This is a genomic window from Paenarthrobacter sp. NPDC090522 (assembly GCF_044769225.1).
Lineage (GTDB): Bacteria > Actinomycetota > Actinomycetes > Actinomycetales > Micrococcaceae > Arthrobacter.
In genome coordinates this window covers 1-13,567 of sequence record NZ_JBIVXL010000038.1, presented here as the reverse complement: position 1 = coordinate 13,567, position 13,567 = coordinate 1, and the positions used below count along the sequence as shown (strand labels likewise).

Annotated in this window: 14 protein-coding genes; 7 read left to right on the top strand and 7 right to left on the bottom strand. The window is 63.6% G+C overall.

The features are described from left to right. Nucleotides 1-241: 241 nt before the first annotated feature. The 5 genes from araB to ACIQT2_RS23615 all read left to right on the top strand — a co-directional run bounded on the left by araB (nucleotide 242) and on the right by ACIQT2_RS23615 (nucleotide 5,618). Nucleotides 242-2,011, top strand: a complete 1,770-nt coding sequence (gene araB, locus ACIQT2_RS23635) for a ribulokinase (protein WP_402951634.1) — start codon at nucleotides 242-244, stop codon at nucleotides 2,009-2,011. Continuing rightward, nucleotides 2,008-2,715, top strand: coding sequence for an L-ribulose-5-phosphate 4-epimerase (locus ACIQT2_RS23630; RefSeq protein WP_402951632.1), 708 nt, complete (start codon nucleotides 2,008-2,010; stop codon nucleotides 2,713-2,715). Before araB ends, ACIQT2_RS23630 begins: the two co-directional genes overlap by 4 nt. A 45-nt stretch (nucleotides 2,716-2,760) precedes the next feature. Further along, nucleotides 2,761-4,275 carry an L-arabinose isomerase gene (gene araA, locus ACIQT2_RS23625; RefSeq protein WP_402951630.1) on the top strand — a complete coding sequence of 505 codons (1,515 nt, stop codon included), beginning with the start codon at nucleotides 2,761-2,763 and terminating at the stop codon, nucleotides 4,273-4,275. Then, nucleotides 4,272-5,168, top strand: a complete 897-nt coding sequence (locus ACIQT2_RS23620; protein ID WP_402951628.1) for an aldose 1-epimerase family protein — start codon at nucleotides 4,272-4,274, stop codon at nucleotides 5,166-5,168. Before araA ends, ACIQT2_RS23620 begins: the two co-directional genes overlap by 4 nt. Nucleotides 5,169-5,297: 129 nt before the next feature. Continuing rightward, nucleotides 5,298-5,618 (top strand): hypothetical protein, encoded by a 321-nt coding sequence (locus ACIQT2_RS23615; RefSeq protein WP_402951627.1) that lies wholly within the window; start codon nucleotides 5,298-5,300, stop codon nucleotides 5,616-5,618. Between the two features lie 52 nt (nucleotides 5,619-5,670). Here ACIQT2_RS23615 and ACIQT2_RS23610 read toward each other — a convergent pair whose 3' ends face one another. The 7 genes from ACIQT2_RS23610 to ACIQT2_RS23580 all read right to left on the bottom strand — a co-directional run bounded on the left by ACIQT2_RS23610 (nucleotide 5,671) and on the right by ACIQT2_RS23580 (nucleotide 11,007). Beyond that, complete coding sequence (locus ACIQT2_RS23610) at nucleotides 5,671-6,513, bottom strand: transporter substrate-binding domain-containing protein (protein WP_400337614.1); 843 nt, start codon at nucleotides 6,511-6,513, stop codon at nucleotides 5,671-5,673. A 31-nt stretch (nucleotides 6,514-6,544) separates the two neighbouring features. Continuing rightward, nucleotides 6,545-7,198, bottom strand: a complete 654-nt coding sequence (locus ACIQT2_RS23605) for an amino acid ABC transporter permease (protein WP_402951624.1) — start codon at nucleotides 7,196-7,198, stop codon at nucleotides 6,545-6,547. Beyond that, nucleotides 7,195-7,833 (bottom strand): amino acid ABC transporter permease, encoded by a 639-nt coding sequence (locus ACIQT2_RS23600; protein WP_402951621.1) that lies wholly within the window; start codon nucleotides 7,831-7,833, stop codon nucleotides 7,195-7,197. Before ACIQT2_RS23600 ends, ACIQT2_RS23605 begins: the two co-directional genes overlap by 4 nt. Before the next feature lies 1 nt (nucleotide 7,834). Then, the gene (locus tag ACIQT2_RS23595; protein WP_402951618.1) at nucleotides 7,835-8,605 is read right to left on the bottom strand and encodes an amino acid ABC transporter ATP-binding protein; all 771 of its coding nucleotides are present in this window, start codon (nucleotides 8,603-8,605) and stop codon (nucleotides 7,835-7,837) included. A gap of 23 nt (nucleotides 8,606-8,628) precedes the next feature. Next, the gene (locus ACIQT2_RS23590) at nucleotides 8,629-9,435 is read right to left on the bottom strand and encodes a hypothetical protein (protein WP_402951616.1); all 807 of its coding nucleotides are present in this window, start codon (nucleotides 9,433-9,435) and stop codon (nucleotides 8,629-8,631) included. Further along, entirely contained in the window at nucleotides 9,428-9,928 is a 501-nt protein-coding gene (locus ACIQT2_RS23585; RefSeq protein WP_400337627.1) for a RidA family protein, read from the bottom strand. The genes ACIQT2_RS23590 and ACIQT2_RS23585 overlap by 8 nt, the downstream gene beginning before the upstream one ends. 161 nt (nucleotides 9,929-10,089) lie before the next feature. After that, a complete protein-coding gene (locus tag ACIQT2_RS23580; RefSeq protein WP_402951613.1) occupies nucleotides 10,090-11,007 on the bottom strand; it encodes a LysR family transcriptional regulator in 918 nt (305 codons plus the stop codon). Between the two features lie 132 nt (nucleotides 11,008-11,139). Here ACIQT2_RS23580 and ACIQT2_RS23575 point away from each other — a divergent pair, with 132 nt between their 5' ends. Together ACIQT2_RS23575 and ACIQT2_RS23570 are read left to right on the top strand one after the other, a co-directional pair. After that, nucleotides 11,140-12,420: an amidohydrolase gene (locus tag ACIQT2_RS23575; RefSeq protein WP_402951610.1), complete on the top strand. Its 1,281-nt coding sequence runs from the start codon at nucleotides 11,140-11,142 to the stop codon at nucleotides 12,418-12,420. Nucleotides 12,421-12,427: 7 nt separating this feature from the next. Continuing rightward, nucleotides 12,428-13,411, top strand: a complete 984-nt coding sequence (locus ACIQT2_RS23570) for a LysR family transcriptional regulator (protein WP_402951607.1) — start codon at nucleotides 12,428-12,430, stop codon at nucleotides 13,409-13,411. The last annotated feature ends 156 nt before the right edge of the window (nucleotides 13,412-13,567 follow it).

The following is a 13,567-nucleotide window of genomic DNA, read 5'->3' as shown; positions in this document are numbered from 1 at the left end:
CGAACTCAACGACAGACCCCGCCAACGATTCGACTTCTGCACCCCAAATGAGATGATCAGAACCTTCCTGTTGCGATAACCGCTAGAAACCGCCCTTTCATAACGGCATCTACTGCGACCCAGTTGGGTGCCGAAGTCTTGACAATCATTTTGTTAGCGCTAACAATTGCATCAGCAGCTTGATCCGCCCCTTCACCCGACCCCGGCAATGAGGCCCTGGCCAGCCGGATGGAGACCACACATGAACACCTCAGAGACCCGTCCCCTGGACCAGCAATTCGTCATCGGCGTGGACTACGGCACTTTGTCCGGCCGCGCCGTCGTCGTGCGCGTTTCGGACGGCAAGGAACTTGGCAACGGAGTCTTCGAGTACCCGCACGCGGTCGTCTCGGAAAGCCTCCCCGGCACCGGACAACGGCTGCCCGCGGACTGGGCCCTGCAGGTGCCCAACGACTACCGCGACGTGCTGCGCCATGCGGTGCCGGCCGCCGTCGTCAACGCCGGAATCGACCCCGCCCAGGTGGTGGGCATCGCGACCGACTTCACCGCGTGCACCATGGTTCCGACGACGGCAGACGGCACGCCGCTGAACGAACTGGACCGCTTCGCAGACCGCCCGCACGCGTTCGTCAAACTGTGGCGGCACCACGCGGCACAGCCGCAGGCGGACCGTATCAATGAACTGGCCGAAGAACGCGGCGAGTCGTGGCTTCCCCGCTACGGCGGTCTGATCTCGTCGGAATGGGAGTTCGCCAAGGGTCTGCAACTTCTGGAGGAAGACCCCGAGGTCTACGCCGCGATGGACCACTGGGTTGAGGCAGCCGACTGGATCGTCTGGCAACTCTGCGGCACGTACGTCCGCAACGCCTGCACTGCCGGCTACAAGGGCATCTATCAGGGCGGAAGCTACCCGTCCGAGGATTTCCTGGCAGCGCTGAACCCTGACTTTAAAGACTTTGTCAGCAGCAAACTCGAGCACACGATTGGCGCCCTCGGCGAAGCTGCTGGATACCTCACCGAGGAGGCCGCTGAATGGACGGGGCTCCCAGTTGGCATCGCCGTGGCCGTGGGCAACGTGGACGCACATGTCACGGCGCCCGCTGCGAATGCCGTCCGGCCCGGGCAACTCGTGGCGATCATGGGCACCTCCACCTGCCATGTCATGAACGGCGACGTGCTCCGGGAGGTCCCGGGCATGTGCGGTGTAGTGGACGGCGGCATCGTGGACGGGCTCTGGGGATACGAAGCCGGTCAGTCAGGCGTAGGCGACATCTTCGGTTGGTTCACCAAGAACGGAGTTCCTCCGGAATATCACCAGGCCGCCGCGGCCAGCAGTCAAGGGATCCACGAATACCTGACGGAGCTCGCCTCACAGCAGGAAATTGGTGAGCACGGCCTGATTGCCCTCGATTGGCATTCGGGCAACCGGTCCGTCCTGGTGGACCACGAACTTTCCGGAGTTGTTGTGGGCCAGACCTTGGCCACCAAACCGGAGGACATTTACCGCGCACTGCTTGAAGCGACGGCCTTCGGCACCCGGACCATCGTGGACGCGTTCCGCGATTCGGGAGTTCCGGTGAGGGAGTTCATCGTGGCCGGCGGCCTGCTGAAGAACAAGCTCATGATGCAGATCTACGCCGACGCGACAGGGCTGCAGCTTTCCACTATCGGCTCCGAACAGGGTCCGGCCCTGGGCTCCGCGATCCACGCGGCAGTCGCCGCCGGAGTATATAAGGACATTCGGGAAGCCGCCGCCGCAATGGCTGCCGCACCCGGCGCCGTCTACACACCCCTTCCCGAAAACGTCGCAGCCTATGAGGCGCTCTTCCAGGAATACAAGACCCTGCACGACTACTTCGGTCGGGGCGCCAACGAGGTCATGCACCGCCTCAAGGCCATCCAGCGGACGGCCAGAGACAAACAGCAGGCGGCGGCAGCAACGCCGTCGGACGCTGGCTCCCAAGCCTCAAGCGCCCCGGCATCCCACACCCTGGAAGGAGCCACCGCATGAGCGCCCTGCTGGAAACCATCGCGAAAGTTCGCAAGGATGTCTGCGAACTGCACGCTGACCTGACCCGCTACGGGCTGGTGGTGTGGACGGCCGGTAACGTTTCGGGGCGTATCCCCGGCCATGAGTTGATGGTGATCAAACCCTCCGGTGTCTCCTATGACGACCTGGCCCCGGACCTCATGGTGGTGACAGACCTCTACGGAGTCCCCGTCAGCAGCGTCACCACGGAGGTCGGCGAAACAGTCCAGTGGGGCAACCCCAACCTCTCCCCGTCCTCGGACACTGCGGCGCACGCATATGTGTACCGGAACATGCCCGAGGTGGGCGGGGTGGTCCACACGCACTCCACGTATGCCACTGCCTGGGCGGCCCGCGGCGAGGAGATTCCGTGCGTGCTGACCATGATGGGAGACGAGTTTGGCGGCCCCATTCCGGTGGGACCCTTCGCGCTGATCGGCGACGACTCGATCGGCCACGGCATCGTGGAGACGCTCAAGAACTCCCACTCCCCTGCGGTCCTCATGCAGAACCACGGTCCGTTCACCATCGGCAAGGACGCCCGCGCCGCGGTCAAAGCCGCAGTGATGTGCGAAGAAGTGGCCAAAACAGTCCACGTGTCCCGCCAACTTGGCGAGCCACAGGCAATCGACCAAGCCAAGATCGCCTCTCTCTATGACCGCTACCAGAACGTCTACGGCCGCTGACGCGACGCCGCAAACCCGGCCACACCCCAAACTCCAGGAGCCAACATGCCTTCCGCCAACACCACGTCCCTTGACCACTACGAGGTCTGGTTCCTCACCGGCAGCCAGCACCTCTACGGCGAGGATGTCCTCAAGCAGGTCGCTGCCCAGTCCCAGGAAATCGCGGAAGCCCTCAATTCCACGGTGCCGGTCAAGCTTGTCTGGAAGCCCGTCCTCACCGACTCGGACGCCATCCGCCGCACCGCGCTGGAAGCCAACTCGAACGATTCCGTGATCGGCGTGACCGCGTGGATGCACACGTTCAGCCCGGCGAAGATGTGGATCCAGGGTTTGGACGCGCTCCGCAAGCCACTCCTGCACCTGCACACTCAGGCCAACCGGGACCTGCCGTGGGCGGACATCGATTTCGATTTCATGAACCTCAACCAGGCAGCCCACGGCGACAGGGAATTCGGGTACATCCAGTCCCGCCTCGGCGTGCCGCGGAAGACCGTCGTCGGGCATGTCTCCAACCCGGAGGTCGCCCGCCAGATGGCCGCCTGGCAGCGCGCCTCGGCGGGTTGGGCCGCCGTCCGGACGCTGAAGCTGACGCGGTTCGGCGACAACATGCGCAACGTCGCGGTCACCGAGGGTGACAAGACCGAGGCCGAGCTGCGCTTCGGCGTCTCGGTGAACACCTGGTCCGTGAACGAACTCGCCGATGCGGTCCACACCGCTGCAGAGTCCGACGTCGACGCCTTGGTGGCCGAGTACGAACGCCTTTACGAGGTGGTTGACGAGCTGAAAGCAGGCGGCACCCGCCACGAATCGCTCCGTTACAGCGCAAGGATTGAACTCGGTCTCCGTAGCTTCCTGGAGGCGAACGGCTCTGCAGCGTTCACCACCTCCTTCGAGGACCTGGGCGAACTCCGCCAACTGCCCGGCATGGCCGTGCAGCGGCTCATGGCCGACGGCTACGGCTTCGGCGCAGAGGGCGACTGGAAGACCGCCATCCTGGTCCGCGCCGCGAAGGTCATGGGTGCGGGCCTGGCCGGCGGGGCGTCACTCATGGAGGACTACACGTACCATCTGGAACCGGGATCGGAGAAGATCCTCGGCGCGCACATGCTCGAGGTCTGCCCGTCCTTGACCGCCCGGAAGCCGCGCGTCGAGATCCACCCGCTGGGCATCGGCGGCAAGGAAGATCCCGTCCGCATGGTGTTCGATACCGACGCCGGCCCGGGAGTCGTCGTCGCGCTGTCCGACATGCGCGACCGGTTCCGCCTGGTCGCGAACGTCGTGGACGTCGTCGACCTCGACCAGCCCCTCCACAACCTGCCCGTAGCCCGCGCGCTCTGGGAACCCAAGCCCGACTTCGCGACCTCCGCCGCAGCGTGGCTCACCGCCGGTGCGGCCCACCACACGGTATTGTCCACGCAGGTGGGCCTGGACGTGTTCGAGGACTTCGCCGAAATTGCCCGCACCGAACTGCTCACCATCGACGAAAGCACCACCATCAAAACGTTCAAGAAAGAACTCGCCTGGAACGCCGCGTACTACAAGCTGGCAGGCGGCCTGTGAGCCCTGAATTCACGCTGACAGCGGGTGGCTACACGGCTGTTGTCACCGCCCAGGCCGCCGCGCTGCGCGTTCTGCAGTTCGAGGGCCGCGATCTTGTGGTGCCGTTCGCCGAAGGCGGTCCGATCCCGGATTACCGCGGCATCATTGCAGCGCCGTGGCCCAACCGGATAGCGGACGGGAAGTACACGTTCGACGGCGTCACGCACCAACTCGCCGTCAACGAACCGGAGCGCGGTACGGCGCTGCACGGCTTTGCCTTTCCGCTCGATTGGACGATGAAAGAGCACGACGCCGATTCGGTCACCTTGACATGCACGGTGGGGCCAACGGAGGGCTACCCGTTCGTGCTGGAAGTCTCGGCTCGGTACGTGCTGGACGGGGCCGGGCTGCATACTTTCGTCACGGCTGTGAACGCCGCCGACGTCGCCGCACCCTACGGTGTGTGCCCGCACCCTTACTTGGTTGCCGGACCTTCGCCCCTGGATGAGTGGACCCTCGAAGCGCCAGTGGGGACGTTCCTCGAAGTCACTCCGGACCGCCTTCTTCCCGTTCGGCTGGCGCCTGTTGATGGACACGGGTTCGACTTCCGCTCACCGCGCGCGATCGGCGCCACCGAAATCGACCACGCCTTCACGGACGTGGCGTTCGACGGCGGGCTGGCGCGGCTGTCGCTTCGGGACCCGGCGGGCACCGGCGTCGGAATGTCCTGGGACGAAAGCTGCACCTGGCTGCAGATCCATACGGCAGACAAGCCGGCACCCATCCCCAGCCGGATCGGTCTGGCCGTGGAACCGATGACCTGCCCACCGGACGCCTTCAACAGCGGAACCGACCTCATCCGGCTGGTACCCGGGGCAACCCACACGGCGTCGTGGAGCATCTACGCCCTCTAACGCCCCGCGCACCCAACTGGGGGGTTGGCCATCCTTCACGGCGTCACGAAACAACGATGTGGGTCACAGATGGTTGACGGGTGCTGATTCTCAGTGGACGTCTTACAGAGCCAGACCAAAGGAACTACTGTGAAGTCTTCACGCCATCGCTGGAAGGCAGCATCCATCATCGTGACGACAGTCGTCACGATCATTTGCTTGTTTGTTCTTGGGTTTGCCTTCGTTGCAGCTTCCACCGACGCGCGGGAGGCAACCGGAAATCACGTGTTCGCCCAAACAATATTCGGTCTCCCGATTTTGGAAGGATTCCGCCTCAATGGGAAGTTTGGCGTTCACATGAAACCCGGTGCGATTGTCTTCCTTGCCATCCCGATCTTCGTCTGGGCTCTCACGCGTGTTCCGGCATTGAAGTCTTTTGTTTATCGAAACGGCCAAACTGGCTGGCAGTAGTGGTTGATCTGAGGCGTCAAAACAACCACTACTGCCAGTTACTTGGGCGGGGTTAGCCGATCAGGCGGGCATCGCCGGTGTTGATCGCGGAGGCCGGGAAGCCGTTCTTCACCACGATCTTCTCAAGGCCGCCGTCCTTGCGCAGTCCGTCCACGTACTCGTTGAGGGCCTTGAGCAGCCCAGCGTTGTCCTTCGTGACTGGGAAGCAGGTCTGCGGCGGCTCAAGAGAAGCCTTGATCGCAGAATCCGGGTCAAGGACCTCCACCTTCAGGCCGTTGCTGTTGTTATGCGCTTCGCCGAAGCCATCAATGCCGACGTCGAGCCGGCCCGACTTCAGGTCCTGGAACAGGTCCACCGGAGCCTTGTACAGCTGAAGGTCGCCCCCGAGGTAGCTCTTGGCGTCGTCCACCCACACGTTGCCGTTGACCGTACCGACCTTTTTGCCTTTCAGGTCGGTCACTTTGTTAAGGCCGTCCTTGGAGATCAGCACCATCTGGTCGGTGTAGATCGGATCCGTCAACGACAGGATGTCGGCACGGGCCTTCGAGCGCCACCAACCGCCCGTGGCAACATCGGCCCGGCCACCTTGGACGGTGGGGATCACGGCTGCCGCGGCCGCGGACACGGCGTTGATGGTGAGGCACTGCTTCTCGGCAAAGCCCATGAGGATGTCGCCGTCGACGCCCCCAAGTTCATTGCCCTTGAAGGTGACGTAGGGCGGTGCTTCATAGACGGCGACCGTCAGTGAGCCCTTTTTCAAGGTGTCGAACTGGGATGCCGGTTTGCAGTCCGCGGACGTCTTGGATCCGGCGGCGTCGGTGCTGCCGCCGCAACCCGTGAGCCCAGCGGCCAACGTCAGGGCAGCCACAGCCGATGCGATGACTCGTAGTTTCATGATGGTTCCTCTTGATGGGGGTGCCGGCGTGTCAGCGGTGACGCGCCAGTCGATGCTCGACGAAGTTGCTGAGGGAACTCGCGGGAATGGTGATCAATGCGTACATCAAGCCTGCGAGGGTAAGGATGCTCAGGTAGCGGAAGGTGATGGAGCCGATGGAGTAGGCCTGGCTCATCAGTTCCGGCATGGCAATGGTGTAGGCCAGGGAGGTCGCCTGGAACACCATGATCGCGAATCCCATGAGCGGCGGGATGGCGATTCTGACCCCTTGCGGGATCACAACAAATCGGAGGATGTCGCCGCGGGCCATGCCCAGCGCGTGGGCGGCTTCCACCTCTCCAGAGGGCACGGCCTGCAAACCACCGCGGAGGATTTCGCTCGTGTACGCGGCGGTGGTGAAGGCCAAAGCCAAGGATGCTGCCACGAAGGACGTCAGCGTCATGCCGGCGCTGGGCAGTCCAAAGTAGAACAGCTGCAGGACCACCAGGGCAGGGGTTCCACGGCCGACTTCGATCACGCCGATCGAAACAACCCGCAAGGCACGGTTCTTGGAACCGGCCCCCAACGCCAACAGCAGGCCAGCCGGCAAACCCATCAGGAGCGTCACGAGAGTCAGTTGGAGGCTGACGCCCAGCCCACCCAGCAGGTCCGGGAAGTAGTCCACCCAGTCGTTGAAGAACGTCATCGCGCAACCCTCTTTCGGAGCTTGCTGTCCAGCAAACGCGTTGCCCAGGCACAGGGAATGGTCATGGCCACGTAAAGGCCGGCCGCCCATAGGAAGGGCACAATCGCATCACCCGTGACCGTGGATTCGTGGCCAGCCCAGTAGATGGTGTCCTGCACGCCGATCACGGAGGCAACGGATGAGTCCTTCAGCAGGCCGATGGCAAACGTGGCCGCTGCCGGAATCGAGACCCGAAGCACCTGCGGGCCGATGATGCTGGCCAGGGTCGCAGCCCGCGAGAGCCCCAAGGCGTCGCTGGCTTCCCACTGGCCGTCGTGGATGGCGGTCAAGCCACCCCGATAGATCTCGGCCATGTACGCAGACGAGACCAGGCCAAAACCGATGACTGCGGCCGCAAACGAGCTGAGTTCGATCACACCGCTTCCCACGCCGAAGTAGATGATGAACAGCCACGCCAGCGGAGGAATGCCCCGGAGAAACTCAATGAAGGTCCTGGCAATGAAACGGACCAGGACAAACCGCGAGCGGCGCGCCAACACCAGCGGGATGCCGCCGATTGCACCGAACAAGAGCGAGGAGAGTGTCAGCAACAGCGTCATGGAGACGCCTTGTGCCACCACGCTGAGGTGTTCCATGTCAGCGCTCCAATACGGCTCGCAGGAACCGGCGAGTGCGGTCCATGCTGGGAGAGGTGAAGACGTCGGCAGGGTCGCCTTGTTCAAGGATGGCGCCCTCCGCCATCACCACCACCCGGTCGGAGACATCCCGCGCAAACTGCATCTCGTGCGTGACCACCACCATGGTCATGCCTTCGGAGGCCAGTTCCTTCATGACGGCGAGGACTTCCAGGCCCACCTCCGGATCAAGCGCAGACGTTGGCTCGTCGAACAGCATCACCTGCGGATCCAAGGCCAGGGCCCGGGCAATGGCGATGCGCTGCTGCTGACCGCCGGAGCATCGGCTGGGATACTGGTTGGCTTTGTCCGCCAGTCCCACGCGCTCCAGGAGCTTTTTGGAACGGGCATCGGCCTCGGCACGAGACCGGCCGAGCACGCGTTCCTGCGGGAGGGAGATGTTCCGCAGCACGGTCATGTGCGGGAACAGGTTGAAGGACTGGAACACCATGCCGACATTCCGGCGCAAGCGCACCAAGTCCATATGGCTGATCTCGGTTCCGGCGTCCACTTGGTTGCCCTCAACCGTGATGCGCCCGCTGTCCGGGACTTCCAGCAGGTTGATGCAACGGAGCAGTGTGCTCTTGCCGGCGCCGCTGGGGCCGATGATCGCCACGACTTCGCCTTCGCGGACGGATAAGGACACGTTGTCGATCACCGTATGGTTCCCGAACCTCTTCACCACTGATTCCAGCGATATGGCGGTCCGATCCTGTGCGGCATCTTCTTGCATGGCTAACTCGTTCCTGGCTTGTGTCATTGGACTGACGCGGCTTGTGCGCCGGCGGCCGAAGTCCCGTCAGCGGCCGGCCCCTCGGCGGCGTCAGCACCGGCGTCGAACCCTGCACCGAGCGCGTTGAGCGCGAAGGACGCGACGTCGAGGATCGGCACGGTGGTGTATTTGCGGATTTCCTGGCGGAACTCTGGCAGCAGCGTGCATTCCAAGACCAGCACGCCGATGTCCTCAAACCGGCCGCCGGGCCCAAACTCGCGCTTTACCACGGAGGCAACGCCTTCTTTGAGCATTGGCTGGTCCCAGCCGTTGCCCAGGGCGTGGTCGTTGGTGAGCATGTTGGCCCAACCGGACTCGCCTTCCATTCCCGCGATGACAATCCTGGAAGACAACACGTGATCGTCGAGGAGCTTGCTGGCGAGCTTTTCCGAGACCGTCAGGACGCCGATGTCCTTGCTGGTCAGCACCGAGGCGACGGGCAGGAGGTCCAGGCCGCTCGTGATCACATTGGCTGTCTGGCGCATGTCCTTCCGGGCGTAGAAGAAGAAGCCGCAATCGGTAATTACCAGCGGGCAGTGGGCCAGCTTTTCACTGGCCGCCCAGAAGGCTTCGACCGCTTCAGGTTCGCCGTTGACCAGAGGTTCCACGCGTGCTCCACGGGCGACTGCGTAGGCTACGGGCAGACCCTGCCAGCTCGCCGGGTTTTCGAAGAAGCCCACAGGATTGTCGCTGATGCCGGGCGAGTCCGAGGTGAGGCACTCCACGTAGTCGACGGGGTAGGAGTCGAGGTCGCAGAGGATGACTCCAAGCTGGGGCTTGATGCTAGTCATTACGCCCACCCGGGTTGGCATCATCAAGCGCTTCCGGCCTGCCGCCGTCGAACGCTTCAACACGGGTGGCGGCGCTCCCAACAATAGCGACGGCGTTAACCTCAACCCGGATCCCCGGGAGGTTGAGCTCCTCGCCGATCAGGATGCCCGTGGCGGTGGGGCCGGGGGCGGGGAAGTAGCTGAAGCGGATGTCGTAGGTGCGCTGCCACTCTTCGTAGCTGAGTTCGCCGGCGTAGAAGGTGTTGAACTGGACAACGTCGCCCATGGTGCCGCCCAGTTCTTCGATGACCCGCTTGAGCGATTCCATGACGGACTTGCACTGCGCCACGATGTCGCCGGGGTTGCGCACGTTGCCCTGTTCGTCGAGGTCCTCCTGGCCACCGACGTAGATCATGTCCCCCACGCGGATGCCGTGGCTGTGGTTGATCTTGAAGTGGCCCGGCACCTGCCAGTGGCCGGGAAGCTCTGCGAAACGTCGTTCGAGGGTGGTCATTTCTTCGTTCTCCTTTGTGGTGATCGTCACTGATCACTTCAAGCATGGAACGGGAAATCACGGTTTAACCCTGCGACAGAACGAGGTTTGCTGGCGCTGCCGCAAGACTTTCTTTGGCTGCGGTTTGGGTCGCCGGTCAGGGTACGACGGCGGCGCGCGCCTTAGGCGGCAGCGGCGCCCAGCAGCCCGTGGACCTCATCGAGGACGGCTTTAATGATGGGCCGGCGGGCATCGCTGCTTCGCGTTACGGTGAGCACCCGGCGATGAATGCGAGGCTTGTCGAAAGCATGGATCCCGACGGGCGCAACGGTATCGTCCACAGACAGGGGCGGAAGCAAGGAGATGCCCCTGCCCCGGGAAATGGCCTCGACCAGCAGAAGAAGATCATCCACCACCCAGCGGCTGTTCGGCTCGAATCCCTCATTCCGGCACGCGAAGCGTACGGCTTGCCCGCACGCCCCGGCCTCGGGCGTCAGCACCCAGTCGGCATTCTTGAGGTCAGTCAGCTTCAGCAGCGGGGGCACCACATAGTCCGGCGGCGTGACCAGGACCAGCGGCTCATTCATGACCTCGCGGGTGACGAGGTAGTCCGGGAAGGCGACGGGGACGTTGTCGTAAAGGTCCACAATCGCAATGTCCAGGGCTCCGTTGAGCAATTGCTCGATGCTGTCCACGGGCTCAACGACGTTGACGGTGAGTTCGACGTCGGGCGCGGTCACCTCAAGCTTGTCAGCGACCGGAAGAAGCACGTTCCGCGCAAGGGAGGGAATGGATCCGATCCGTACCCTGCCAGCCAGTTCCCCGCCAAGCTGGTCCATTTCGGCCCGGGTGGCTTCGAGGAGTCTGACCACCGCACGGGCATGTTCCACCAGGATTTCGCCGGCTCCGGTCAAGCCCACACCTCGGGAAGACCTGTCCAGGAGTTGCACGCCCGTTTCCTTCTCCAGGATGCTGATTTGCTGCGACACGGCCGAGGACGTAATGCCCAGAACCCTCGCGGCTCCAGCCAGGGATCCCTGCCGCGCTACCTCGTTGAGCAGGCGCAGCCGTGGCACGTCCGGAAGTGGCTTTTCGGTCATGGAACATTCTTGCACGATTAGCTGTTCTTAACACAGATCCAGATGTATCTTAAGTTAAACAACGCGCCAACGAGTCGACGACGACGTTCACTCTCTGGCCCTCTTCACTTCCCCTTCTCGAAAGGACGCCACGTGGATACCGTGGAAACGCACCCGTCCAAATTGGCCCTCACCGGCATACTTGGCGCCTCCGAATCCATCGCCCGGAACATTACGAGCACCATCGAAGACCTCACGACGGATCTCCGGGAACTCAGCCACGGCATCCATGGCATCGCGGAGGTGGGCTTCGAAGAGCGCCTGTCCGTTGCCTTCGCCGCCGAGTTCCTCAGGTACCGGGGTTTTCCCGTCCAGGTTGGGCGCTACGGCCTGCGTACCTCACTGCGCGCAGAGGCGGGCTCGGGCTCACCGAAGGTTGCCGTGCTCGCCGAATACGACGCCCTTCCGGGAGTCGGCCACGGCTGCGGCCACAACGTCATCTGCGCAGCGGCGGTCGGCGCATTCCTGGGCGTGGCCGCGCAGATCGAAAAACTCGGCGGATCAGTGGTGCTCATCGGAACCCCGGCGGAAGAAAACGGCAACGGCAAGGAGTTGCTGGCACGGGCGGGTGCCTTTGACGACATCGACGCCGTGGTCATGCTGCACCCCTTCACCGGTGAATCCGAAGCGGCATCGTTTGCCTCCTTGGCCGTCCGCGACGTTGAGGTCACCTTCCACGGCGTAGCCGCGCACGCTTCTTCAGCACCGCACATGGGGCTCAACGCCCTGGACGCCGTCGTTGCCGCGTACCAAGGAATTGCGGCACTTCGCCAGCACATTCCGGCAACAGACCGCTTGCACTACCTGATCGTCGAGGGTGGTTCTGCGGTGAACGTCGTACCCCACCTGGCGAGCGCCGTCGTCGAAATCCGCTCGCTTGACCCCGACGGCCTGGTTGACCTTTCGCAAAGAGTGCAGAACGTCCTGGAGGGCGCAGCGCTCATGACGGGCACCCGGCTCGAAACCACCTGGGATCCGTTCCCGGCGTATCTTCCGGTACGCAGCAACCATTCCCTCGCCGCCCGCTACCACGGGCATATGTCTTCCCGCGGCCGCGCCATCACCCTGGAGACCGAACTTGTGGGCGGCGGCTGGTCCACGGACCTGGGAAACCTCAGCCTGCGGCTCCCCTCCATCCATCCGACCGTCAGCATCTCCCGCGAAACAACGCCCATGCACACGGTGGAGTTCGGGCAGCACGCCATCAGCCCCGCCGGAGACAAAGCAGTAGTGGACGGTGCCATCGGCCTCGCTTTGACCATTGCAGACTACTTGGCGGACGAGCGGCTCCGAGAGCAGACGCAACTGGACTTCGAAACCGCTGGTGGAGCAGTGAACGTGGAGCAACTCCTCACCCCACCAACCGAGAAATAGCAGCATCATGTTAAATCCAGTCCATCTCCGCACCCTCTCCGTGGTCCTTCGCACAGGCTCCTTTGCTGACGCCGCCCGGGAAATCGGCTACACCGGCTCGGCCGTTTCACAGCAGGTGGCAGCGCTCGAGCGTGCTGTGCAGGCTCCCCTCGTGGAACGCGACGCCCAGAGCATCCGCCCCACCGAGGCAGCAAAGTTCCTGGCCACCAGGGCGCGCGACATCATCGCCGCCCTTAGCACCCTCGAAGACGAGATGAAGGGCTTCAGCAAAGGCAATTACGGGCTCATGCGGCTGGGCAGCTTCAGCACGGCGAGCCAACGACTCCTGCCCGCCGGGCTGGCGTCATACCTGCGCAGGCATCCCACCTCCACGGTTGAACTGGAGGAAGGCTGCCCCACGGACTTGGCGGCCATGGTCAGGGATTCAGTGCTGGATGTTGCTGTGGCTTTCCACTACGACCTTGTCCCGCAGCAATGGCCTTCCAATGTGGTCGCGGTCCCGCTGCTGGCCGAGGAACTCCTGTTGCTGCTCCCCGAAAAGCACAGGCTTGCCGGTGCCGGGCAGATCACGCTCCATGACCTTGCCCGGGAGAACTGGGTATCCACCAAGGAAGACTCGTCCGGCGACGCGTGCCTGAGGCATTTGTGCGCCAGCGGAGGTTTCAAGCCGCGAATCACGGTGAGGAGCGACAACTACGATGCTCTCCGCGGCATGGTCCGGTCAGGCGTGGGCATTGCACTGGTGCCGGCATTGGACCACGTACCAGCCGAGGACATCGTAGCCACGGCTATCAGCGGATGTACGGCCCGGCGGCACATCTCGGCGCTCCGGCACAAGTCGGAGGCCGGCGTTTCCGTCACCAGTTTCCTGCAGTGCCTGGGACGCTCGGCCGACCGGCTGGCCAGCTCGGCGCCCGGCATCACCCGTCAGACGAAGCAGCCCGACGCCTTGGCGCCGGTGGAATACCTGGCCAGCCTCCGCGCGTCGTAATTCCGCCCAAGTAAGTCGCAGTTGTGGGGGGTTTTTACACGAAAAAACCGCCCCCCGGGGACACCACGTGGGGGGGGCGCGGCCCCCCCGGGGGGGCGCCCGCGGGGCCGATAAGAGTACAAAACAGCCGGGAGGTTTAGTTAACCCAAAAAAAAA